This is a genomic window from Acetobacter aceti NBRC 14818 (genome assembly GCF_000193495.2).
Classification (GTDB): Bacteria; Pseudomonadota; Alphaproteobacteria; order Acetobacterales; family Acetobacteraceae; genus Acetobacter; species Acetobacter aceti.
The window spans coordinates 143,313-166,386 of the sequence record NZ_AP023410.1; the positions used below are offsets into that span (position 1 = coordinate 143,313).

At 57.5% G+C, this 23,074-nt stretch carries 24 protein-coding genes, 1 tRNA gene and 1 pseudogene; 17 read left to right on the top strand and 9 right to left on the bottom strand.

Annotated elements, in window-relative coordinates; all coding sequences use genetic code 11:
• Positions 1–77: 77 nt before the first annotated feature.
• Positions 78–1,574: a malate:quinone oxidoreductase gene (locus tag EMQ_RS00620; protein WP_018307653.1), complete on the bottom strand. Its 1,497-nt coding sequence runs from the start codon at positions 1,572–1,574 to the stop codon at positions 78–80.
• A gap of 335 nt (positions 1,575–1,909) precedes the next feature.
• On the opposite strand from EMQ_RS00620, the gene EMQ_RS00625 reads away from it, so the two are divergent.
• Positions 1,910–2,338 carry an OsmC family protein gene (locus EMQ_RS00625; protein ID WP_018307652.1) on the top strand — a complete coding sequence of 143 codons (429 nt, stop codon included), beginning with the start codon at positions 1,910–1,912 and terminating at the stop codon, positions 2,336–2,338.
• 48 nt (positions 2,339–2,386) lie between these two features.
• On the opposite strand, the gene bioB is transcribed toward EMQ_RS00625, so the two are convergent.
• Positions 2,387–3,394, bottom strand: a complete 1,008-nt coding sequence (gene bioB / locus EMQ_RS00630; protein ID WP_010667216.1) for a biotin synthase BioB — start codon at positions 3,392–3,394, stop codon at positions 2,387–2,389.
• A 194-nt stretch (positions 3,395–3,588) separates the two neighbouring features.
• On the opposite strand from bioB, the gene EMQ_RS00635 reads away from it, so the two are divergent.
• The 6 genes from EMQ_RS00635 to EMQ_RS00660 all read left to right on the top strand — a co-directional run bounded on the left by EMQ_RS00635 (position 3,589) and on the right by EMQ_RS00660 (position 10,233).
• On the top strand, positions 3,589–5,394 hold the full coding sequence (locus tag EMQ_RS00635) for an EAL domain-containing protein (protein WP_018307651.1): 1,806 nt from the start codon (positions 3,589–3,591) through the stop codon (positions 5,392–5,394).
• A 123-nt stretch (positions 5,395–5,517) separates the two neighbouring features.
• Complete coding sequence (locus EMQ_RS00640) at positions 5,518–6,348, top strand: ferritin-like domain-containing protein (RefSeq protein ID WP_010667214.1); 831 nt, start codon at positions 5,518–5,520, stop codon at positions 6,346–6,348.
• Between the two features lie 121 nt (positions 6,349–6,469).
• Positions 6,470–8,551, top strand: coding sequence for a M13 family metallopeptidase (locus EMQ_RS00645; protein WP_010667213.1), 2,082 nt, complete (start codon positions 6,470–6,472; stop codon positions 8,549–8,551).
• Between the two features lie 89 nt (positions 8,552–8,640).
• Entirely contained in the window at positions 8,641–9,396 is a 756-nt protein-coding gene (locus EMQ_RS00650; protein WP_018307650.1) for a glycine betaine ABC transporter substrate-binding protein, read from the top strand.
• Positions 9,397–9,408: 12 nt separating this feature from the next.
• On the top strand, positions 9,409–9,729 hold the full coding sequence (locus EMQ_RS00655; protein WP_231367889.1) for a hypothetical protein: 321 nt from the start codon (positions 9,409–9,411) through the stop codon (positions 9,727–9,729).
• 9 nt (positions 9,730–9,738) lie between these two features.
• Positions 9,739–10,233: a YdcF family protein gene (locus EMQ_RS00660; protein ID WP_010666869.1), complete on the top strand. Its 495-nt coding sequence runs from the start codon at positions 9,739–9,741 to the stop codon at positions 10,231–10,233.
• Here EMQ_RS00660 and EMQ_RS17080 read toward each other — a convergent pair.
• Positions 10,227–10,511 (bottom strand): hypothetical protein, encoded by a 285-nt coding sequence (locus tag EMQ_RS17080; RefSeq protein WP_231367888.1) that lies wholly within the window; start codon positions 10,509–10,511, stop codon positions 10,227–10,229. The two genes, EMQ_RS00660 and EMQ_RS17080, sit on opposite strands and share 7 nt — an antisense overlap.
• A 216-nt stretch (positions 10,512–10,727) precedes the next feature.
• Between EMQ_RS17080 and fabD the strand changes: the two genes are divergently transcribed.
• The 6 genes from fabD to EMQ_RS00695 all read left to right on the top strand — a co-directional run bounded on the left by fabD (position 10,728) and on the right by EMQ_RS00695 (position 16,163).
• Positions 10,728–11,699: an ACP S-malonyltransferase gene (gene fabD, locus EMQ_RS00670; RefSeq protein ID WP_010666871.1), complete on the top strand. Its 972-nt coding sequence runs from the start codon at positions 10,728–10,730 to the stop codon at positions 11,697–11,699.
• Positions 11,700–11,748: 49 nt separating this feature from the next.
• Positions 11,749–12,492, top strand: coding sequence for a 3-oxoacyl-[acyl-carrier-protein] reductase (gene fabG, locus EMQ_RS00675; protein ID WP_010666872.1), 744 nt, complete (start codon positions 11,749–11,751; stop codon positions 12,490–12,492).
• Between the two features lie 273 nt (positions 12,493–12,765).
• Positions 12,766–13,005, top strand: a complete 240-nt coding sequence (locus EMQ_RS00680) for an acyl carrier protein (RefSeq protein ID WP_010666873.1) — start codon at positions 12,766–12,768, stop codon at positions 13,003–13,005.
• 115 nt (positions 13,006–13,120) lie between these two features.
• Positions 13,121–14,368, top strand: a complete 1,248-nt coding sequence (fabF, locus tag EMQ_RS00685; RefSeq protein ID WP_373278055.1) for a beta-ketoacyl-ACP synthase II — start codon at positions 13,121–13,123, stop codon at positions 14,366–14,368.
• A gap of 86 nt (positions 14,369–14,454) precedes the next feature.
• Positions 14,455–14,703 carry a DUF3297 family protein gene (locus tag EMQ_RS00690; protein WP_010666875.1) on the top strand — a complete coding sequence of 83 codons (249 nt, stop codon included), beginning with the start codon at positions 14,455–14,457 and terminating at the stop codon, positions 14,701–14,703.
• A gap of 194 nt (positions 14,704–14,897) precedes the next feature.
• The gene (locus EMQ_RS00695) at positions 14,898–16,163 is read left to right on the top strand and encodes an NAD(P)/FAD-dependent oxidoreductase (RefSeq protein WP_010666877.1); all 1,266 of its coding nucleotides are present in this window, start codon (positions 14,898–14,900) and stop codon (positions 16,161–16,163) included.
• A 50-nt stretch (positions 16,164–16,213) separates the two neighbouring features.
• Here the strand turns inward: EMQ_RS00695 and pqqE are convergent, their stop codons facing one another.
• The 5 genes from pqqE to pqqA all read right to left on the bottom strand — a co-directional run bounded on the left by pqqE (position 16,214) and on the right by pqqA (position 19,423).
• Positions 16,214–17,314: a pyrroloquinoline quinone biosynthesis protein PqqE gene (gene pqqE, locus EMQ_RS00700; RefSeq protein WP_026199912.1), complete on the bottom strand. Its 1,101-nt coding sequence runs from the start codon at positions 17,312–17,314 to the stop codon at positions 16,214–16,216.
• Entirely contained in the window at positions 17,311–17,610 is a 300-nt protein-coding gene (gene pqqD / locus EMQ_RS00705) for a pyrroloquinoline quinone biosynthesis peptide chaperone PqqD (RefSeq protein WP_010666879.1), read from the bottom strand. The genes pqqE and pqqD overlap by 4 nt, the downstream gene beginning before the upstream one ends.
• Positions 17,607–18,338 carry a pyrroloquinoline-quinone synthase PqqC gene (gene pqqC / locus EMQ_RS00710; protein WP_010666880.1) on the bottom strand — a complete coding sequence of 244 codons (732 nt, stop codon included), beginning with the start codon at positions 18,336–18,338 and terminating at the stop codon, positions 17,607–17,609. Before pqqC ends, pqqD begins: the two co-directional genes overlap by 4 nt.
• On the bottom strand, positions 18,335–19,258 hold the full coding sequence (pqqB, locus tag EMQ_RS00715; protein ID WP_010666881.1) for a pyrroloquinoline quinone biosynthesis protein PqqB: 924 nt from the start codon (positions 19,256–19,258) through the stop codon (positions 18,335–18,337). The genes pqqC and pqqB overlap by 4 nt, the downstream gene beginning before the upstream one ends.
• 84 nt (positions 19,259–19,342) lie before the next feature.
• Positions 19,343–19,423, bottom strand: a complete 81-nt coding sequence (pqqA, locus tag EMQ_RS00720; RefSeq protein WP_010666882.1) for a pyrroloquinoline quinone precursor peptide PqqA — start codon at positions 19,421–19,423, stop codon at positions 19,343–19,345.
• A gap of 440 nt (positions 19,424–19,863) precedes the next feature.
• Here pqqA and EMQ_RS00725 point away from each other — a divergent pair.
• Positions 19,864–19,939 (top strand) — tRNA-Thr (locus tag EMQ_RS00725).
• A gap of 215 nt (positions 19,940–20,154) precedes the next feature.
• Here EMQ_RS00725 and EMQ_RS00730 read toward each other — a convergent pair.
• Positions 20,155–20,538, bottom strand: a complete 384-nt coding sequence (locus tag EMQ_RS00730) for a hypothetical protein (RefSeq protein WP_048874167.1) — start codon at positions 20,536–20,538, stop codon at positions 20,155–20,157.
• A 200-nt stretch (positions 20,539–20,738) separates the two neighbouring features.
• On the opposite strand from EMQ_RS00730, the gene EMQ_RS00735 reads away from it, so the two are divergent.
• From EMQ_RS00735 to EMQ_RS17085, 3 genes and pseudogenes are all read left to right on the top strand, one after another.
• Positions 20,739–21,869, top strand: a complete 1,131-nt coding sequence (locus tag EMQ_RS00735) for an acyl-CoA dehydrogenase family protein (RefSeq protein WP_018307647.1) — start codon at positions 20,739–20,741, stop codon at positions 21,867–21,869.
• Complete coding sequence (locus EMQ_RS00740; RefSeq protein ID WP_026199911.1) at positions 21,866–22,597, top strand: PIG-L deacetylase family protein; 732 nt, start codon at positions 21,866–21,868, stop codon at positions 22,595–22,597. The genes EMQ_RS00735 and EMQ_RS00740 overlap by 4 nt, the downstream gene beginning before the upstream one ends.
• Positions 22,594–23,022, top strand: a pseudogene (locus EMQ_RS17085) (SAM-dependent methyltransferase); the annotation flags it as partial. The gene EMQ_RS00740 and the pseudogene EMQ_RS17085, both read left to right, overlap by 4 nt.
• Positions 23,023–23,074 lie beyond the last annotated feature (52 nt).

Here is a 23,074-nt window from a genome sequence, read left to right on the forward strand (position 1 = left end):
TCCTTACAGGGTCTGCCTCATAAAGCAGTGATGATCCGGTCAGGGGAGCCTTCCACCTGTCCGGATCAGGAAACCTTTCAGTCTTCCAGACGAAGGGCTTCCGTTGTGTCTTTGCGGAGTGCCTCGCAAAGCGGCTGGTTGTCAGAGAGCTTTTGCCCAAAGGAGGGGATCATTTCCTTGAGCTTTGCATCCCATGCCGGAAGCTGGGCGGCAAAGCACTTGCGGATCACGTTGAGCATGATCGGGGCAGCCGTGGAGGCTCCCGGTGAAGCACCAAGAAGCGCTGCCACCGATCCATCGGCGGAACTGATCACTTCCGTGCCGAACTGAAGCACGCCGCCTTTTTTCGCATCAGACTTGATGACCTGCACACGCTGACCAGCAACAACCAGTTCCCAGTCCTCGTCACGGGCATCGGGCACGAATTCCCGAAGCGCTTTCATCCGGTCCGCATTGCTCTGGAGAACCTGCTGGATCAGATATTTGGTGAGTGCCCAGTTGTCGCGGGCCACGGCCAGAATGGCGCCGATATTACCGGCATTGATCGAACGCGGCAGATCGAGCAGCGAGCCTTTTTTCAGGAAGCGGGTCGAGAACCCGGCATACGGTCCGAACAGCAGGGCTGGTTGGCCGTCAATCATACGGGTATCGAGATGCGGCACCGACATTGGCGGTGCGCCGACCGATGCCTTGCCATACACCTTGGCGCGGTGAGCGGCGATGACATCGGGGTTCTTGCAGCGCAGGAACTGTCCGCTGACCGGGAAGCCGCCATAACCGCGAGCTTCCGGGATGCCGGTTTTCTGAAGCAGCGGAAGCGCCGCGCCGCCAGCACCGATAAAGAGAAAGCGCGTGGTGATCGTGCGTGACTGGCCCGTATGCAGTGCCTTCACGCGCACATTCCACAGGCCATCAGCGCCGCGTTTGATGTCCTCGATCTCATGGCCCGTATGCAACGCGACACCGGGCTTTTCTTTCAGAGCCTTGATCAGAAGACGCGACAGGGCACCGAAATTGACGTCCGTTCCGGAAGCAATCCACGTCGCCGCCAGTTTCTCACCCGCCGGACGGTTCTTCATCACCAGCGGGATCCACTGACGCAGCTGCTCAGGATCTTCCGAATAGCGCATGCCGGAAAAAAGCGGATGGTCTTTCAGCGCCTCATAGCGACGACGGAGAAAATCGACGTTCTTGTCGCCCCACACGAAACTCATATGAGCGACCGGGGTGATGAAGTCCCGCGGATTAGCGATCTGGCCGGTTTTGACGAGGTAGGACCAGAACTGGCGCGACACCTGAAACTGTTCGTTGACGTTCAGCGCCTTGCTGATGTCGATGCTGCCGTCGGCATTCTCGGAGGTGTAGTTCAGCTCGCAGAGAGCGGAATGCCCGGTCCCGGCGTTGTTCCAGGCGTTTGAGCTTTCCTGCGCTACATCGTCGAGGCGCTCGAAGATGTCGATCGTCCAGTCTGGCTGCAACGTGTTGAGAAAGGTGCCGAGCGTGGCGCTCATGACACCTCCGCCAATCAGGAGAACGTCCGTCGAAGCACGGACTTCAGTCGTTGCAGCACTCATAACACTCTCCGGTAGATAACGTGTGACAAACCACAGGAATATATTGGCTGAGACGGGCCATCAGCCGGGAGAATGGCCCGGTCAGGACCATAAGGAAAGCCTTTCCCCCGCCATGTTTTCTCCAGCGTTTCATCTTGGACTGGCCGTTCACCGCCCCTGAAGCCTGTACAATTCCAAAACATCGTCACCGGTATGCACATGATTTGTCCGGTTTGCTGCATCATCTCTTTGCGAGCATCCGGAAACGGCTCTGGTTCTCGGGCGTTCTGACTCCCACATGGTCTGCGTATGGCGATTCCAGCCGGAACGCAGACTGCCTTGAAGGAGTGACTGCAATGACGATCAAAAAATACGGCACAGCCCACTGGGAAGGGAACATCAAGGAAGGCAAGGGCCTGATTTCCACCGAAAGTGGCGCGCTGAAGGACCAGCCTTATGGCTTCAATACCCGCTTTGAAGGCAAGCCCGGCTCCAATCCGGAAGAGCTGATCGGCGCAGCCCATGCATCGTGCTTCACGATGGCGCTTTCTCTTATCCTCGGCAATGCGGGCTATACAGCCACGGCTCTTGATACAAAGGCTGTTGTGTCGCTGGACAAGCTGGATGCCGGGTTCGCCATCACTTCAATCCACCTGACGCTTACAGGCACGGTTCCAGGCGTCAGTCAGGAAGAATTCAAGAAACTGGCGGAGAAGGCCAAGGAGAACTGCCCGGTTTCGAAGCTGTTCAAGACCGAGATTTCTCTGGATGCTACCCTTAACTGAGAACTGTCCCGGTGCAGGATATCAATACTCCTGCACCGGACTTCACAGTTATTTTGCCGAAACGGTGGTGCTCATGCCCAGCCGATCGAGCAGCTGGCGGTCCCGTGTAGCCGCCGGGTTCGGGGTCGTCAGCAGACGCTCGCCATAGAAGATCGAGTTTGCCCCGGCGAGGAAGCAGAGAGTCTGCGCCTCGTCCGTCATGTTCTCGCGTCCAGCCGCCAGACGCACATGACTGGCTGGCATTGTGATGCGTGCAGCGGCGATCACACGCACAAAATCGATCGGATCGACTTCCTCCGCTGTTTGCAGCGGTGTTCCGGCAACCTTCACGAGCAGGTTGATCGGCACGCTCTCGGGATGCTTCGGCATGGACGCCAGTGACGCGATCATCCCAGCGCGATCTGATTCACCTTCGCCCATGCCGACAATGCCACCGCAGCACACATTGATGCCTGCGTCGCGGACGTTGGACAGCGTGTCGAGACGATCCTGATAGGTGCGTGTGGAGATGATCTCGCCATAAAATTCCGGCGAGGTGTCGATATTGTGGTTGTAATAATCCAGCCCGGCGTCCTTGAGACGATGCGCCTGCCGGTCATCCAGCATTCCAAGCGTGACGCAGGTTTCAAGGCCGAGCGCCTTCACGCCTTCGATCATGGAGCAGACCGTTTCCAGATCATGATCCTTGGGGGAACGCCAGGCAGCACCCATGCAGAAGCGGGCGGCCCCGGCCTCCTTGGCCCGCTTGGCCTCAGCGATCACACCGTCAACCGCCATGAGCTTTTCCGCCTTGATCCGCTCGTCATGGCGTGAGCTCTGCGGGCAATAGGCGCAGTCTTCCGGACAGCCGCCTGTCTTGATCGACAGAAGCGTCGAGATCTGGATCTCCGTCGGATCGAAGAACTGCCTGTGCAGGGTCTGTGCCCGGTAAATCAGCTCGGGGAAAGGAAGATTCAGAAGCGCTTCGACTTCGTCACGTGTCCAGTCGTGCCGTAACGGCGTTCCTGCGTTCGTCTGGGACGGAGAAAGGGCGCTGAGGGAGCTGCCGTCTGCCATGGCCGGAGGATGTTCCTGTTATCTGCGGGATATCTATCTTGGCACGGAATGCCTCCTGTTTTCAACGAGCAGAAGAACGCTTTCCGGTAGAGGATGCAGTAGAAAAGCAACGCTCCTCATGGGGTGGGTGACCATGAGCCGGAAGCTTAAGCACTTTTTATCTTCTGCCGGGCATCATTGCGCATTGAACTGCGATGAGTGTGCTGGGTCAGATGGGGCTCCACGAAAATGATAGAGCCAGCGCTTCCGTAGAGCGTAGGTTGGAACAACTGGCGGCCCTGGCGTTTGCTGCGGCAGATGTGCTGTTTGAAGTGGATCGCGCCTTCCGTATCCGTCATGTCGGCGGTGCTATTCAGAAACTGACCGGGCACACTGCCAGGGCAGTCAGAAACATGTCGCTGTTCGACATGCTTATTCCGTCGGATCGTATCTTTCTGAAGCGGGTTGTAGAGGCATTCGATCAGGGAGAACCGGTCAGGCGCACGGCTGTCCGGTTTTTGCATGGCGAGAGTGAAAATACAGTTGTCATGCTGAGCATGACGGTCATGCCGGGCACCGTTGGGGAACGTCTTGTGACCGCGACCATTCTGGATCGTGGTTTTACGTCGGCTTCCTCCGAGGATGGTTTTCTTGATCGCTCCTCCTTTCTGAGTGTTGCGCAGCGGTTGACTTCGGTAGGCGAAGAAAAGGCGCAATTTAATCTTGTGATGCTGGGTCTGCTTCAGACGGTAAAAAATGCCGCGATGCAGGACACCGTCCTTGGCAAGGCGGTTTATGCGGAAATCGAGGCGATTCTCCGTTTGATCAGCGAAAGCGGGGCTGTCACCCGTCTTGGTAACGGCGCCTTTGCCTATTTTCAGAAAGTTGAGGACGACCCCGGCCTTGTCGCGGAAAAAATTGCGTCGGCGACAGAGATTCCGCTGACCCGTCCCTTTATCCAGAAGCTGCCTCTCGACGCGATGCTTATGGAGCACAAGGAAATAGTGAAGGCCCTGAACTATGCGCTTGAAGCATTTGCTGATGAGAGGACGCGGCAGGGGATAGCATTCGAAAATCTGCCGGACTGTCTGGCAGCGGCGAACAACCGCGACCGGGGAATGGTGACGTCCTGCCGCAACATCATCAAGGACGAGACATTCTTTCAGGTGCTGCAGCCCATTCTCACACTGAAGAACGGGATCATTCAGCATTATGAAGTTCTGACGCGGTTTGCTGAGGGTGTTGCCCGGGGTATCGCCAACACAGGTGATTTCATTCAGATTGCCGAGCAGATCGGCATGATCAACACCTTTGATCTCCTGAACTGCGTCAAGACCATCAAGCTGCTTCAGCAGCTTCCCAATGAAATAAAGCTGGCTCTGAATGTCTCCGGGCGTTCAGTGCAATCCGCTGAATTCGCCAGTCAGATGATGAATCTTCTGGACTCTGCGGAAATGAAGGTCAGTCCGTCACGTCTGCTCATCGAAATTACCGAAACGCGTGGAATTACCAATTTTGAAGGCGCAACTTCTTTTCTTCAGTGGCTGGTGAAGCGGGGCCACAGGATCTGTCTGGACGACTTTGGCGCGGGTGCGATGAGTTTTGAATATCTCCGCCGCTTTCCAGTGGATTTTGTGAAAATTGATGGACATTTCTTTCGGAACGCCATGAGCAGTGGACGCGACAGAATTCTGATCAGGGCGATTGCCCGCTGTTCCTTTGAACTCGGTTGCAGAACGGTTGCAGAAATGATCGAAACCGAAGTCGATGCGGCTCTGGCGAAAGAACTGGGTGTGGAATGCGGGCAGGGGTGGCTGTTCGGACAGCCGGTCACAGCCGATCAACTGCTTGCGTCGGTGGAGCGTGTGACCAGAACACAGATTCGTTCTGGTTCGGAAAGTTTTCTGCTGTCTCGCACAGCCTCCCTGTCCTCTCAGCGTACGGATATCGAGAAGGGCACCTCTCCGACTTTAAAAGCAAAGGCTCCGCGAAAAAAGCTGACGGCAAGAGATAATTCCTGACAGCTCTCGGTGTTTTCGTGCAGGCTCAGCCCGTCCGTCCTTTTTGAGCTTTTCTCTTGACCTGCCTGGCATTTAGGCGCAGGCGAGGGCGTTTGACGCCATAGGTTCAGGACGGGGGAGGCAATGAAGCACTGGCATATCGATCAGATGGACTGGAGCAGTTTCGAGCCATCCAAAGTTGACCCGGATATTGTGGCCGTTGTGAAGGCTGCCTCTGTCGTTGAGCGTAACAGTGTGGATTACGCTGTTTACCTGAATCACGTCTTTTCTGACGATGCGGATTTTCAGGAAGCAGCCGACAATTGGGCGCTTGAGGAAATCCAGCACGGGGATGCTCTGGGACGCTGGGCCATGCTGGCTGACCCGTCATGGGATTATCCGACAGCGTTCGAACGCTATCGCAACACGTTCCATATTGACCTGAACACGACATCGTCCGTTCGCGGTTCCCGCACCGGTGAGTTGATTGCACGATGTATGGTGGAAACCGGGACATCTTCTTTCTATTCATCGCTGGCGGACGCGACGGAGGAGCCTCTTCTAAAGGCCATCTGCAAGCAGATCGCCGCTGATGAATACCGGCATTTCAAACTGTTCTACGACCACATGCGCCGTTATCTGAAGCGGGAGCGCCTCGGTGCCTGGGCGCGCACACGGATCGCTCTGGGCCGTATTACGGAGAGCGAGGACGATGAACTCGCTTCCGCCTATTACACGACAAACGAACCGCCTTCGGTACGTTATGAACGCAAGCGCTGCATCGCCGGTTATATGTCGCGCGCGCTCAAATCCTATCGCCAGAAACATATCGATCGGGTGACGGGCATGGTCTTCAAGACCATCGGTTTCAAGCCGCATAGCCGGCTGCACGCTCTTGCTGCGCGACTGGTATTTGCCCTGATCCGCCGTCGTCAGCGCAGTTTTGAGCGGGAAGCGGTGGTAATCGGCACCTGAACGTATCCCAGGGGACAGCATGATTTTGACCGGTGCCAATCGGCGTCCTACCATGATCGCAACAGATCGTTGAAACAGGGAGCGAGCGATCGTTCCTGTGTCACCAAGGTGTTGTCCCTGTATGTCGCGTTTGAAGAATAAAGTCCGTCAGTCCGTCCTTTTTTCCTCCCTGTCCAGCCTGATGCTGGCCTCAAGTCTGGCCACACCAGCGATGGCCGCCACAGCCGAGCATGGGCCTGCCATCAAGCCCTGGGGGTTTGATCTGGCCGGACGCGATACGACGCTTTTGCCCGGCAATGATTTCTTCGATTATGCGAATGGACAGGCCGTAAAAGCCATTACGATCCCGCCTGACCGGACGTCTTTCGGTGTGTTCGACGCCCTGCGTGATCTGTCCCAGAAGCGCGTGCGTGACATCCTTGCGGATCTGGCGAAAAAACGCATTGTCGCGCCGCAGACGACGGAGCAGAAGCTGGCGGTGTATTATACCAGCTTCATGAATGAAAAAGCGGTCGAGGCGCTGGGAGCGAGGCCCCTTCAGGACGATCTTGCGGCCATCCGGGCGCTAAAAACGTCAGCTGAATTCGCTCATCTGATCGGAACCGGACAGACATCTTTCCAGTTTTCCGCCTTCTCCCTGTACATACAGCCGGACGCCAAGGATCCGACACGGTTCGCGCTCACGCTGGATCAGGGTGGTCTGGGCATGCCCGACCGGGACTATTATCTGAAGCCGGAATTCGCTGCGAAAAAGACGGCGTATGAAGCCTATATCGCGAAAATGCTGACCCTTGTGGGCTGGCAGGACGCCGAGGCTCGCGCGAAGGATATTGTTGCGCTGGAAAGCAAGCTGGCCGAAGTGCACTGGCCGCGTGTTGATCTGCGTGATCCCGACAAGACCTACAATCCGTTTACAGTCGCCAGCCTGACAGAAAAAGCGCCGGGCTTTGATTGGAGCGCGTGGCTGGATGGCGCTGGCCTGACAGTGCAGCAGGCAGACGCCGCCAGAATTATCGTTGGTGAGCCTTCCGCGATTACCGGACAGGCGAAACTGCTGGGGGCTGCGCCACTGCCGGTTTTGCAGGCGTGGCTGGCCTTCCATCTGATCAACAACTCCGCCTCGACGTTGTCTTCCGCCTTTGTAAACGCGTCCTATGACTTTAACCGCAAGACCATAGCGGGGCAGCCGAAACTGGCAGCGCGCTGGAAACGGGCAACGGACGCCACGGACAACGCGATGGGCTGGGCGATTGGCAAGATTTATGTCGACCGGTATTTTCCGCCTGAGAGCAAGGTCAAAATGGAGGCGCTCACGACCCGCCTGAAAGCGGCGTTCCGGGTCAGGCTCCAGAATAACAGCTGGATGTCCGAGGCCACAAAGCAGCACGCGCTTGTCAAGCTGGATCACTTTGACATTCAGGTCGGTTATCCCAAGAAATCCCGTGATTACAGCGATCTGACGGTCACATCGGGTGACGTGTATGGCAACGCCGCCCGCGCAGTCGCCTTTGAGTGGCGTTACTGGTTGGCGCATCTCGGCAAGCCGGTGGATCGCGATGAGTGGGATATGACGCCGCAGACGGTGAACGCCTACAACAATCCGGTCTTCAACGAGGTTGTGTTCCCGGCCTCGATCCTTCAGCCGCCATTTTTTGACCCGCACGCGGATGACGCCGTCAATTACGGTGCGATCGGCGGCGTTATCGGCCACGAGATGACGCACAGTTTCGATGATGAAGGTCGCAAATTCGATGAAAATGGCCGTCTGAGCGACTGGTGGACCAAAGAGGATGCCGCCCGTTTCGAGAAACTCGGCGAACGGCTGGGCGCGCAGTATGATGCGTTTGAAGTGCTGCCGGGCGTGCATCTGAACGGCAAGCTGACAATGGGCGAGAACATCGCTGATCTCGGCGGTCTGACTCTGGCGCTGGATGCCTATCATGCTTCCCTGACTGGCAAGGATATGCCGATTCTGAACGGTATAAGCGGTGATCAACGCGTGTTTCTGGGATGGGCGCAGGTCTGGCGGATGAAGGTGCGTGAGGATCGCGCCAGACAGCTGGCCGTGATCGACCCACATTCGGCTCCCGCCGCCCGCGTCAATCTGCCTGCGCACAACATCGACGCCTGGTACAAGGCCTGGAATGTGCAGCCTGACCAGAAGCTGTATCTTTCACCGGACCAGCGGGTAAAAATCTGGTAGTCTGCGACTGACTTTCGGAGGGCCGTCCTGAACTGACGGACCCTCGTTCCGCCTCTTCCTTCTTTGGATACAGAAAAGAACATTTCCTGATGACCGCATTTACACTCGCCTATCGGAACACTCCTCTGCACGCTGTGGTTGCGGCAGCCGTTGCGCGAGTTCTGGAGGCTTATGAGATCGAGCCGGATTACATCGCGGGAGATGACGCCTCTCTTGCGAAAATGATGACCGACGGGGAGATTGATCTTTTCGCCACGGCATGGCTGCCGACGATGGATGAGGGACTTCTCTCTCCCGTCGTGGAAACACTGGGTAATCTGTATCGCCCCAGCTTCGGTTTCTTTGTTTCGGAAAGTGCGGGAAGCGCCCTGTCAGGACTGTCCTCAATCGAAGGGCTGGCGGCGTCATCCGTTGCGCGCAATCTCATCACCCCGGAAAGCCTTGTTTCCCGGGTGCGGCAGGTTGTGGCGGGCTATCGTCTGACGGAAGCGGGATTCACCATAGAATCCCAGCCGGATGAGCAGGCGTACGAGACAGCCGCAGCTGCGGTGGAAGCTGGAGAGCCTGTCGTCCTGCCGCTTTTCACGCCGTGCTATCTCATTCACTCCATCCCACTTCGTCCGCTTGCTGACCCTAAAGGTGCGGCAGGCCCAGAACTGGAAGCGCGTCTGCTGATCAACAAGGAATCGCGCGCAAAGGCGGATAGCGATCTGATTGACGAGCTGGATGAACTGACGCTTGGCAACAAGGTTGTGAGCGCCCTCGACAACGCAGTCCGTCATCTGGGCATGAGCGCTGATGAAGCTGCCGAGGAATGGCAGCGCGGCAAGCTTCTGCCTCGCTGAGGAGGGCGGAGAGTGTCGTCGGTCACGCCAGATTGCATGGACCCGCAGGCTGTTCCGCAGCTTCATGGCGTGGAGGGTATCCGCCTCGCCATGGCTATGACTGACACACATCAGTTGAGTGTGGGTGAGGGAAGCGAGGCGGTGGCCGTGCAGCTTCCTCCGCAGGCACGCGGAATTTTTCCGTTGATCGACGGGCGCAACACGGTGGCGGATCTCGCGGCCCGGCTAGAGACGCGCGGGGTTGATGCATCCCAGTTCGAAACCGTGTGGCGGGACACCGTGGCGGCGTTAGCTCCTTTTGGACTGCTTGCGGTCTCTCTGCCGTCTTCCTGAAGAACCGAGATGCTTCCTGTCATCGTTTTTGGCGCCGCTCTATATCCTGACGGCTCGCCGCGGCCCACTCTCTTGGCGCGTGTGCGGACCGCACTTGGTTTTGGCGCACAACACAGTGACAGCCTGTATGTCGTGACCGGTGGCATTCCGCAGGCCGGACGGACCGAAGCGGATGTGATGGCCGATCTGCTGTTGTCGGCGGGCGTGTCGGAAGAAGCCATCCTGCGGGAGGATGGCTCGGCTGATACGTGTGATTCCGCCATTGCCTGCACGAAGCTTCTGCATGCGCGGGGATATGGTGGCCCTGTAGCAGTCGTCACAAGTGATTTTCACATGATGCGCTGTGTCGCCATGCTGCGGGCGCTGGGCTGGATCACCGTATCTGTTTCCGCGCCTTCGCGCACCGATTTGTCACGCAGGCGCAGGCTTTGGGTGCATCTGCGGGAATACCCGGCGACAGTCTGGGATGTCCTGCTGGTGCTGATCTGGCGCTTTTCTCAGTAGGACGCTTCGTTCTTAGAGAGCGGGGTTGGGATGCGGACGTAAGCCGTGTTCATCGTAACGGTCGCTGCGAGGGCAACCCGCCCAGTGGCGTGTTCCGCATGAGCTTGCATCGTGCCACTCTTCGATGGGCCGTGCAGACGGACATGCCCCTTGCATTCGCGGCACCGGAAGCTTCGTGCCTTGCGGTCATCAGGTTTCATGGAGAGCGCCGTCAGTACAGTCATCGGCCGCCAGACGCCGTCCGTGCCTTTGACATCAATATCCGTTGCCAGAACCATTTTCGTCCTCACGCTTTCAGAAAAAGAAAAAACTGGGTTTCCTGCAGGATGTCTGACGTGGAATGACGATTTGTTAACAAGGGTAACAATGGCCTCTGCATTGACATTCCGTGACGTTTTCCTTTCATCACCCTGTGTATTGCCGGATTTTCCGCACTTACAGGCCCGCCGGACGACGGGCTGATCGCATTCCATCATCAGTCCAGGAGCTACTGAATGTCTGTCTACGCCTTTGTTTTTCCGGGTCAGGGAAGTCAGTCTCCCGGCATGGGACAGGATCTGGCGGATGCGTTTCCGGCAGCGCGGGAAGTCTTTCAGGAAGTTGATGACGCGCTTGAACAGAAGCTTTCCAAGATCATTTTTGAAGGCCCGGCGGAAGAACTGACCAGCACCGAAAACACCCAGCCTGCCCTGATGGCGGTTTCGATGGCCGTGGTCCGGGTTCTGGAGCGGGAAGGGGGCGTGGATTTCGCCACCAAGGCGACGCTGATGGCCGGTCACTCTCTTGGTGAATATTCCGCGCTTGCTGCGGCCCGCTCTTTCGGAATTGCTGAAACGGCCCGTCTGCTGCGTCTGCGTGGTCGTGCGATGCAGCGCGCTGTGCCCGCTGGTGAAGGTGGTATGGCCGCGCTGATCGGCGTGACACCTGAGCAGGCGCAGGAAGTGTGCGAGGAAGCGGCGGTTCTCAAAGTTGAAGGACTGCCGGATCAGCGCGAGATTCTTGAAGTGGCCAATGACAATGGCGGTGGTCAGATCGTGATTTCCGGTCAGATGGCGGCCATCGACCGGGCAATTGTGATCGCCAAGGAAAAGGGCATCAAACGGGCCGTCAAACTGCCTGTATCTGCTCCATTCCACAGTTCCCTGATGCGTCCCGCGGCGGATGAGATGGCAGAGGCTCTGGATAAAGCTGAGGTGAAAGCGCCCATCGTGCCGATCGTTGCCAACGTGACGGCCGCGAAAGTGACATCTCCCGACATGATTCGTGAACTGCTGGTCAAGCAGGTGACCGGTACGGTCCGCTGGCGTGAGAGTGTCGATGCGATGGTCGGCATGGGCGTCGATCATTTTGTGGAACTCGGAGCGGGCAAAGTTCTTTCAGGCCTGATTCGTCGGATTGCGCCGGATGCAAAAACCGAGTCTGTCGGCACGCTCGACACGATCGACAGTTTTCTCCGGACCCTCTGACGGTCCTTTCCTCCTTCGGTCTGATTTCATTCGAACAGGACAGAGATTTATGTTCAGTCTTTCCAACAAGGTTGCGCTCGTTACCGGCGCAACTGGCGGCATCGGCGAGGCCATCGCCCGTCAGCTTCACCAGCAGGGCGCGACGGTCGTGCTTTCCGGCACCCGCGAATCCGTTCTGGAAGAACGGGCGGCGGCTCTGGGTGGAGAGCGTGTGCATGTCGTGGCAGCCGACCTGTCCGACCCGGCTGCGGCGGAACAGCTTGTGTTCCGCGCCGAGGAAGTCGCCGGAGCGCCTCTCGATATTCTCGTGAATAATGCGGGGCTTACGCGGGACATGCTGGCCATCCGCATGAAGGACGAGGACTGGTCGAAGGTGATCGAGGTCGATCTGGCTTCGCCGTTCCGACTCTGCCGTGCAGCGCTCAAGGGCATGCTGCGTCGGCGTGCCGGACGCATCATCAGCATTGCATCAGTGGTCGGGACAACCGGCAATGCCGGTCAGGCCAACTATGCCGCCGCCAAGGCCGGTCTGGTGGGCATGACCAAGTCTCTGGCTCAGGAAGCCGGCTCCCGTGGCGTGACGTTGAACGTGGTGGCCCCGGGCTTTATCGCCACGGCGATGACGGATGTGCTGCCGGATGCGCAGAAGGAGAAGCTGGTGGGGTCTATCCCGCTTGGCCGCATGGGCTCGCCCGACGATGTGGCGTCCGCCGTGGTTTATCTGGCGTCGGAAGAGGCAGCATGGGTCACCGGTGCGACATTGCATGTCAATGGCGGGATGGCGATGATATAAGACGAATTGCTTGGAATTCGTTGCTGAGACTACCTTTTCTCAAAAACGTGAGCTAAGGAAGGTGACCGGTTTTGAACACGGTGCGATCATGAAACGTCATGCTTTTCATGCATCCGCTTGGCGGCGGGAATATTTCCGTGCTAATCGCCCCCGCAGCCTCGTTGGGCATACCTCGGTTGCCCCGTTCGAATGCCCTGCTCCGGCTTGTGGCCGGGACGGGGTGAGCGCCAACCATTAGCCCTAAATGCTTGGGCATACAGGAAGCAGAAACAGATGAGCGAAATCGCTGATAAGGTTAAGAAGATCGTCGTCGAGCATCTCGGCGTTGAAGAGAGCAAGGTGACACCGGACGCGTCGTTCATCGACGATCTGGGTGCAGACAGCCTCGACACGGTCGAACTGGTGATGGCGTTTGAAGAGGCTTTCAACGTAGAGATCCCGGAAGACGCAGCCGAGAAGATCGCAACCGTGAAAGACGCGATTGATTACATCGAGGCACAGAAAGCCGCTTAAGGTTCTCTGTATCTGACGGGTCCATGCAACTGGTGCGCGGACCCATTTTGTTCTGGAAATCAGGGGGCGAGTGAGCTTGCTGCAGTCGGGCGGATCAGATTTGGGACGGAGACGCGTGGTCGTCACCGGTATGGGGATGGTAACGCCTCTCGGACTTGGTACCGAGAACGTCTGGAAGCGTCTCATCGCGGGTGAAAGCGGGATTGACCGTATTCACTCGTTCGATCCGAGCGAACTTGCGGCGCATATCGGTGGTGAGGTGCCGGAAGGCCCTACCTCCGAGGGCAAGCTCACCATTTCGGACTGGATTCCTGTCAAGGACCAGAAGAAGATGGATCGCTTCATCCATCTCGGAATGATCGCGGCCGCAGAGGCTGTCGAGGATTCCGGGTGGAAGCCCGAGTCGGAGGAAGATCGCTGCGCTACCGGCGTGCAGATCGGCTCCGGTATCGGTGGTCTTCAGACAATCTACGATGCCTCCATCACGGTGTATGAGGGGCGGGCAAAGCGTCTGTCTCCGTTCTTCATTCCGTCGGCGCTGGGCAATCTGGTATCCGGAAACGTATCGATCCGGTACGGTTTCAAAGGGCCGAATCATTCAGCGGTGACAGCCTGCGCCACAGGCGTTCATGCGATTGGTGATGCCGCGCGTCTCATCATGCTCGGCGACGCCGATGTGATGATCGCCGGTGGTGCTGAGGCAACGGTCTGCAAGCTCGGTATCGCTGGGTTCTGCTCGGCCCGTGCGCTTTCCACCGGTTTCAACGATCGCCCGAAACAGGCTTCCCGCCCGTGGGACCGCGACCGTGACGGTTTCGTCATGGGCGAGGGCGCCGGCATCGTTGTGCTTGAGGAATACGAGCACGCGAAGAAGCGTGGCGCCAAGATCTACGGTGAAGTCGTGGGTTACGGCATGTCCGGTGACGCGCATCACATCACGGCTCCTGCCGAGGGTCATGAGGGTGCGTATCGCGCCATGTTCGCGGCTGTCCGTAGCGCCGGTATCACGCCGGGTGACATCGGTTATGTGAACGCTCACGGCACGTCCACCATGGCGGATGATCTTGAGCTGGATGCAGTCGAGCGTCTCTTTGGTGACGATGGACGCAAGGTGGCCATGTCTTCCACCAAGTCAGCCATCGGTCACCTTCTGGGTGCTGCCGGTGCTGTGGAAGCCATGTTCTCCATGCTGGCCATTCGTGACGGCGTTGTTCCGCCGACGCTCAACCTCGACAACCCATCACGGGAAAGCATTATCGACCGCGTGGCGCATGAAGCGCAGCAGCGTAAGGTCAATATTGCGCTCTCAAACAGTTTTGGCTTTGGTGGCACCAACGCCAGTGTGATCGTCCGCGGCGTCTGAGCCAGACGCTCTTCGAACGGTTATCATTCAGCAGGCCATCTTCGGATGGCCTGTTTCATATCTGACCCGATACAGGTGTTTGTTTCATGAGCGATACTCTTCCAGACCGTCTGTCCGTTGATCCGGAAAGCCCATTCTACAACGAAGAGCTTCTGGCCCGTGGAATCGGTATCCGCTTCAAGGGCGTCGAAAAGACCAACGTTGAGGAATATTGCCTCAGCGAAAACTGGGTGCGGGTCGCAGTGGGCAAGTCGCTTGACCGTCGTGGCAAGCCGATGACGATGAAACTTCAGGGGCCAGTTGAAGTTTGGATCAAAGGCAACGAAGAAGCCTGAGATATGAAGCCTGCCGTACGATGAGTGCGGCGGGTGGTCGCTACACTTTCAGCACGTCCAAAAGGCTGTGTTGATTGCCCAATGCGGATATGCGCGCTCTCATGAGAGAGAGGCCTTGATGCAACTCTCCTCTGAGCGCAGGCTTACACACACTCGTGATGTGAAACTGCATTCCTTTGAAGGAGACGAAGATCATGACTGAAGTCGCCACGCCGGTTCAGCCTGACAAACAGTTCACCATTCTTATTGTCGGAGGCGGTACAGCAGGCATCGCCATAGCGGCCCGTCTTCGCCGTGAACGCCCGTCTCTCTCCATCGGAATCATTGACCCGGCAACGACCCATGCCTACCAGCCCGGCTGGACGCTGGTGGGGGCAGGGGTCATGACCCTCAAGCAGACCCTGCGGCAGGAAGGGGGACTGATTCCTGCCGATGTGACGTGGCTGCGCGCTGCGGCTGAGTCTTTCCAGCCTGATGATCACATTGTCACTCTGGATGACGGTCAGCGCATCGGCTATCGTCGCCTGATCCTGTGTCCCGGCCTCCAACTCGACTGGAACAAGATTGAAGGTCTCAGCGAGACGCTCGGCAAGAATGGTGTGTGCAGCAACTATTCGATGGAGCATGTCGAATATACCTGGACCTGCATCCAGACGCTCAACGGCGGTAAGGCGCTGTTCACGCAGCCGCCGATGCCGATCAAATGCGCAGGTGCTCCGCAGAAGATCGCCTATCTGGCCTCGGATTTCTGGCGCAAGGAAGGCGTTCTCAACCGCACGGAAGTAGACTTCCTGCTGGCGGGTGACGCCCTGTTCGGCGTAGCCTATTACCGTCCATCGCTTCAGTATGCCGTCGATTATTACGGCATCAATCTGCACTACAAGCACAATCTTGTCTCAGTGGATGGGCAGGCAAAGGTCGCGGTGTTTGAAGTGACAGCACCGGACGGCAGCAAGTCACGTGAAACACGTAACTTCGACATGCTGCACGTAACACCTCCGCAGAGTGCCCCGGACTTCATCAAGAACAGTCCGTTCGCCGGAGCGGGTGGCTGGGTCGATGTCGATCCCTCGACGCTTCGTCACACAAAATATGACACCGTTTTTGGTGCAGGCGACGTGATCGGCACAAGCAACGCCAAGACCATGGCGGCAGCCCGTGCGCAGACGCCTGTTATTGTGGCGAATGTGCTGGCGTCGTTGGAAGGTAAGCCGCTTACAGGTATCTACGACGGCTATGGCGCCTGTCCGCTCACGGTCGGTTACGGCAAGGTGGTGCTGGCGGAATTCCTTTACGGTGGAAAACCTGCGCCCAGCTTCCCCTATGACCAGCGTAAGCCCAGCAGCTTCGCGTGGATGCTCAAGGCCAAGGTCTTCCCGCATGTGTATTGGGATCTGATGCTGAAAGGCCGTGACATCACGGTCAAGCATCACCCGGAATGGGCCAAGACCAACGGTTGATCTCACCATTGAGGCAGAAAGATTTTCCTTTCTGCCTCAAGTCGAGGTGGTTAGTCGCCTGAACCATAGCGTCGGTAGACAAAGGTCTCCGACGCAGGGCTGATCGCTCCATTGATTTCCGACAGGGCCGCATCCACCACACCACGGTCAGAAGATCGACGGCAGACAGGATCAGCAGCGTCAGCGCGCCCGGTCAGGGCAAGTGCCTGACAGCGGCAGCCACCCCAGTCGATTTCCTTACGATCACAGGAGCGGCAGGGTTCCGGCATCCAGTCCACACCACGGAACATCTGGAACAGCTTCGACTTTTCCCAGATATCCTTCAGTGACGCTTCACGCACTGTCGGGAACACAACGCCCGGTATGGTCTCCGCCGCATGACACGGCAGCACCCGACCAGATGGCGTGATGTTGAGAAAACGCTGCCCCCATCCTCCCATGCAGGGCTTGGGTTCGTCGGCGTAATAGTCCGGTGTCACAAAGTCGATGGCAAGACGTGAACCAAACCGCTCCCGCGCTTCTGCGACAGCCTTTTCAGTCGCTTCAAGCTGGTGACGTGTGGGCAGCAGGGCCGCACGGTTTTTCAGCCCCCAGCCGTAATACTGCGTGTGGGCGATCTCGACCCGACGTGCACCCAGTTCTTCCGCCAGATCCAGCATGGCCGGCACCCGGTCGGCATTCAGGCGATGAATGACGAAGTTAAGGGTCAGCGGCATCCCGTCTTCCACGACCAGTCGGGCTGCTTCGATCTTGCGGGGCTGCGCACCTTTCATGCCGCCGATGATTTCAGCCAGCTTCGGGTCAACGTCCTGAAAGGAAAGCTGGACATGATCAAGTCCGGCGTCAGCGAGCTTCGCCAGACTGTCTCGATCCATCAATACGCCGGACGTGATCAGGTTGCTGTAAAGACCAGCCTTGGCGGCGTGGCTCACAAGCTCCGGCAGATCCTTGCGCGCCATCGGCTCGCCACCGGAAAAATGCACTTGAAGGATGCCGAGAGCCGCCGCTTCATCGAGGACGCGAAGCCATTCCTCGGTAGAGAGTTCGTTGTTCTTCGGCTCCAGAGCCAGTGGATTGGAGCAGTAGGGGCATTGCAGCGGGCAGCGATGTGTCAGCTCCGCCAGCAGGCTCATCGGTGGTGGGGCGGTCATGCCTTCCATATCAGCACCTGACGCTCAGCCAGCGAGGTGACCATGGTCAGCACATCACCCGCAATCACCTCACGCGGGGCTGCAAAATCTGCGGCCAGAATGTCGATGATCGTCTGGAGAGACGTCGCGCCATCCACCCGCTTCAGGATTTCCGCAGCGATCGGGTCAGCCAGAAAGGCACGCTCCGGAGCCTGAACGATCCACTGGTCGCGCACCCTGTCATGCTGAAGCCGTGTGCCCCGCGCGAAAGCCGGGACAAGATTTTCTGACAGGGCAGGAGAGGGAGATGTCATCATGCAGGCCGGAACGCACCCGGCGGAATGTTGCCCGGCGTGACATAAGCATAATCCAGCGCATCCAGCATGGACCACAGGACGCCACACTTGAATTTTAGGGCGTTGAGTACGGCGTTCTGCTGTTCCACGGTGCGGGCATGCTCCTTCACATAGGCAAGCGCGAAGTCGGAATCACGCGGAGCCTGTGTCAGCCGGGGCGTGAAGTAGGCCAGAGTTTCCTCTGTGATGAAGTCGTAGTTTCGCAGCATCCCGGCGACCCGCTCGGAAATGATGGTCGGCGAGAACAACTCGGTGAGAGAGGAGGCGATGGCTTCCAGAATGGTCTTTTCCCCGACGAAATGCACATAGGCATCTACAGCGAAATGGGTGCCGGGCAGCAGGCCTTCAAGGGATTCCACATACTCACGGTTCAGACCGAGGCCGTCCGTCAGACGCAGCCAGCGGGCGATGCCGCCTGTGTCCGGAGTGTCGCCATCATGATCCTCGATGCGACGTCGCCATTCACGGCGAAGCTCCGCCGTAGGTAGACGGGCGAGAAGAGTGGCGTCCTTGGCCGGGATACGCGCCTGATAATAGTAGCGGTTCAGCGCCCATGCCTGCACCTGCCCCTTATTGAGCTTCCCGTCATGCAGCGCCCGATGGAACGGGTGCCGGTTATGATAGCGCTCGGCACCGATCGCGCGCAGTGCGGCTTCCAGCTCGGCGGGGGAAAGAGGGGATACGCTCATAGGGTGATCCTCATGCCGTCATAAGAGACTTCCCACCCTGCGGCTTCCGTCTCGGCTCGTTCGGGAGTGTCGGCCAGTAGAATGGGATTCGAGTTGTTGATGTGGATGAAGACCTTGCGCTGCACGTTCAGATCGCGGAAGGCGGCAATCGTGCCGTCTGTGTCATTGACCGACATGTGGCCCATACGCTTGCCGGTTTTTTCGCCAAGTCCCGCCTTGATCATCTCGTCGTCAGTCCACAACGTGCCGTCGAACAGCACAAGGTCTGCATCTTTCAGGCGTGCGCGAAGCCGATCGTTCATGCAGGCGCAGCCCGGAATGAACAGAGTGCGGTGCTTGCCGTCCGTGATTTCCAGCCCGACAGTCTCACCGTTTTCAACGATTTCCGCCGGGTTCGCGCCCTTTTCTGCGTAAAGTGGAACCTTTCCGGGCACAGCAAAAGCCGTGACGGATAGTCCGGCTGGCGTTCCATCTGACTTTGTGAGCGCAATGCTTTCGTCGAGCGGGAATTCCTTGCGTGTCACGACGGAGCGGTTCACGGCTTCAAAAATCGGATTGGCGTCGAGTTGGTCAAGAACCTGCCGGGTCGCCAGAATTTCGAACGGCTGACGCTCACGCATAGTGAGAAGGCCGGTGATGGTGTCCACTTCAGCGCCGGTCAGAATGACACCAGCGATGGGTGTAGACCGCAGGCCGGTCTTGGGATGAAGGGCTGGGGTCTGGTTGATCTGTTGACGAAGGTCGGGCGAGGCGTTGACCACGAACCACTCCTCACCGTCACCGCTGATGGCAATGGACGCCTGCGTGCGGGCAGGAGCGAGAGGGTCGCCGGAGCGGGCGCGTCGGCAGCCTTCCGCGTTAGAGTTCCACTGGGGGAAGCCACCGCCAGCAGCGGCGCCGAGGACAATAAGGTCAATCATGATACTGGTCTGTAAATGCAAAACGCCGCCAGCGCGAGGCGGGCGGCGTTTCTGGCTGTGGAAAACAAGATCCCGGAAAGGATCTTACTTCTTCTGGCCGCAAACGTAGCTGTTGATCTCAGCGCCCAAAGGCACTTCGGTGATTTTCGGTGTGTTCCATGCCATGACACGTCATCCTTATTCTGTGTGGCTGTGACTAGGAACGATACCTTGCCTTGACGCTCTTCGCCACAGTTCTGTCGCATGGCAGCCCTTAGCCTCCAGAGTTGGGAATGATCAGGTCAGGAGAATGTATGGTGTTCAGTTACTAAATTGATTTTACAATATAAAATGTAATTTTCATCAGTGAATTTGGACCCCGCGAGATAAGGCTATGAGCGATTTGTTGACGCTTCTCACGGTCTTGTGAATGTGTGAAAGGGCCACTGACAAAAGAATCTTGCTCAATGTTTGTGGAGAGATTTTTTCTGCACCTGAATCTCCCCAATTCATTTTAACCCTTTGAAATGAAGCATGAATCTGGCGCGGAAAATATTTTCCGATCTCGGCATTACAGGCTTGCACTGCTTATGCACCTGCGCTAGAAGCCACCCACCGCAAGGCGGGCCGGTTTAGCTCAGTTGGTAGAGCACGTCATTCGTAATGATGGGGCCAGGGGTTCGAATCCTCTAACCGGCACCAGTGAACCTCGCGGTTTTCTCAGATAAAGAGCGTTGCGATCTTCAGTCTGAACAAGGCAGGATGACGCGCATTTATGGCTGTACGGACTGCGGGGGCGAGGCTGTGTCATTATCGTTTCGTCCGGTCCAGTTCCACCCAACCGGAAATATCCATGAGGTAAAGTTTGAGCACTTCCGTTTATCGGAGAATGCTGGGGATTTTTGTAAATAAGACGGTCAGTATTTCGAGCAATTAGATTTATATTCACCCGAACCACCGTAACTTTTTATGGCCGTTTCTTCAGATTGGCCCACAGTCTGTAAATGAGCGTCAAACATCTGACTATACTGTGCGGCGCATTCTTCATCATTATATTCTGATAAAGCTTCTTTTTTACAGAGAGAGTCTGCATTGGCTGCGGCCATGGCGATGCATAATGCTTTCTCCGCAGTTTCGTGTACGGATGAACCTCCGGACGATGAGTTGATCCTGGCGACTAAAAACAAGGCTTGGTCCTGCGCTCTTTTGCATTTCGGGTGGACGACACATTCCGCGAAAGCATTGGTCGACAGAAAGAGTAATGAAAACAATACGGCAAAAAATCCAGGAAGGTGAGACATTTTATGTGTCCTTCTATTTTTCATAAATATCCATTCATTTTTTAATCAAATAAAGAGACAAATAATTGCGATAATGTCTTTGTATTGCAGATTGAAAAAACTGTCTGTCGATCCGGCGTTCTTCACACAAACTCCAGACAAACTCGGGCGTTTGTTCTCTCATGGACCGCTCGTGGAGAGCCGGTGTGGGAGAAGACGGAATGCCTGTTTCACCCGCGTTGTCCTTTCAGGGCGGCATATCGCAATTTTGCGCGGCTCTACGGCTTGCGGAAAAGCAGTGGAATCAGGTCGCTGTCGACAGCGAAGAAGATTTTCCTTTCCCGGAGCTCCGGAAATTCGCACAGATCGGGGCTCTGTCAGTAACGCTGTCGGTTGCAAACGGGGGGCTTGGTCTTCACGATTCCAGAGCCGGGATGGTGGCGCTCGCCGATCTCCTGCGGCTCGCAGGGCGGCTTAACCTTGCTCTGGGGCGTTGTCTGGAAGGCCATATCAATGTCGTTCGTCTGGTGTCGCTCTATGGCTCCGCGCAACAACGTGCTGTTCTGGCAGAATATCTCCAACACAGTACTCTTGCTGGAATCTGGGTAACAGACGGCACTCCTCCTGTGGCTCTTGTCCAGAACGTGAATGAAATCAGGCTTACTGGACAAAAAGGTTTCGCAAGCGCCGTGCGAGTTGTCGGTGTGGCGTTGATTACGGCCCGAACGGAACAGGGCGATACAGTCATGGTGCTCGTTCCGGTTGGGGAAAAGACCCGCATGGGACCGGGACCCGGTCATCTCACCGGCATGAGCGGCAGCGGCACAGGGTCCTATGATTTTACCGGCGTTGTCGTTCCATCGACCAACATCATTGGAAAACCGGGCGATTATCTTCGCCAGCCCGAATTTTCGGCAGGAGCATGGCGAGGCTCGGCTGTCGCGCTGGGCGGCATGGATCATCTGGTCCATCTGCTGCTGGAGGAATTGCGTGGGCGGGATCGTGCCTCGAACCCGCATCAACAGGTACGGATCGGCGAGGCGCTGATCCTTCGGGAAACAGCGTCCATGTGGGTGAGACGGGCGGCTATGGCGGCCTGCAATTCCCACGCGGAGGCAGGAGAAACGGTTGCCATCGTCAATCTTGCCCGCATCGCGGTCGAGCAGGCGGCACTTGCGCTCATCCCGCTTGTGCAGCGTGGTCTCGGCGTGATGGCGTTTGTCAGAGGACGACCCGTGGAGCGCGTCATGCGTGATCTGGCGACATACCTGCGTCAGCCGGCTCCGGACGAAACCCTGACCGACGCTGCTGGCTGGTTTACGGAGAATGAATGGCCGGAGGACGTGACATGAGAGTCGCGGATTTCCTTGCGGATCTTGCCGAACTGCCTTTGCGCGAACTGGATGCCATCGCTCCCGGCACTTCTCTCGTCATCGCGCCGCACCCTGACGATGAGAGTCTTGGATGTGGCGGTTTCATCGCCGAAGCGGTCAGGCTGGGGCGACCTCCCGTCGTCGTCATTGCGTCAGATGGCATTGGTTCTCACCCGAACTCCCGTCTCTGGCCTGCCGAACGATTGCGGGAGCTGAGAGAGAATGAAGCCCGCGACGCCTTGCGTCTGCTCGGACTTCCGCCTGAGCGCGTGATCTTCCTTCGTCTCCGTGACACGGCAGTTCCGACCAGAGGACCAGCATTCGATGCTGTTGTAGAGACACTGGCCGAACTTTGTCGGCGTCATGCGTGCGCGAATGTGCTCGTGCCGTGGCGTCATGATCCTCATTGCGATCACGAAGCCGTCTCGCTGATGGGGGATTCGCTCGGGTCTCTATGCCCGGACCTGACTGTGCTGGCCTACCCGGTCTGGGGGCTTACATTGCCTCCAGAGACGGTGATTAATGAGCCGCCACCCGTCGGCTCGCGTCTCGATATCGGCGCTCATCTCGCTGTGAAGCGGGCGGCGGTCCATGCGCATCGGAGCCAGCGTGGACTGGTGATTGAAGATGATCCGGACGGCTTCATTCTTCCCGAGGTGCTTCTGGAAAAACTGCTTCGTCTTTATGAATGTTTCATCACGTCATGACCAAGGAAACCTGGCCACCGGATGTCTTCGAAGCGCTGTTCCGCGCCAGTGCCGATCCGTGGGATTTTGAGACTACGCCTTATGAACGGAGCAAGCTGGAGCACCTGCTGTCCTGTATCCCCGGCGAGCATACCGGTTTCGCAGTGGAGTTGGGCTGCGCCATAGGGGTCGGCACCCGGAAGCTGGCAGAACGCTGCGATCGTGTTCTGGCCGTGGATGCCTCCGCGACAGCTCTTGGCATGGCACGGACGCGTTGCGCGGAAATGCTGCATGTCAGTTTTGTCGAAGCGTTTCTGCCGGGCGGCTATCCTGCTTTGCAGGCCGCCGGGTGTGATCTGATGATCGTATCGGAACTGCTCTATTTTCTGACGAAAGATGATATTCGCAAACTGGCTGCCTGTGTAACGACCAGTCTGAAGAAAGACGGAGCGCTGCTTCTGGTCAACTGGACAGGACATACCGATACACCCTGCACGG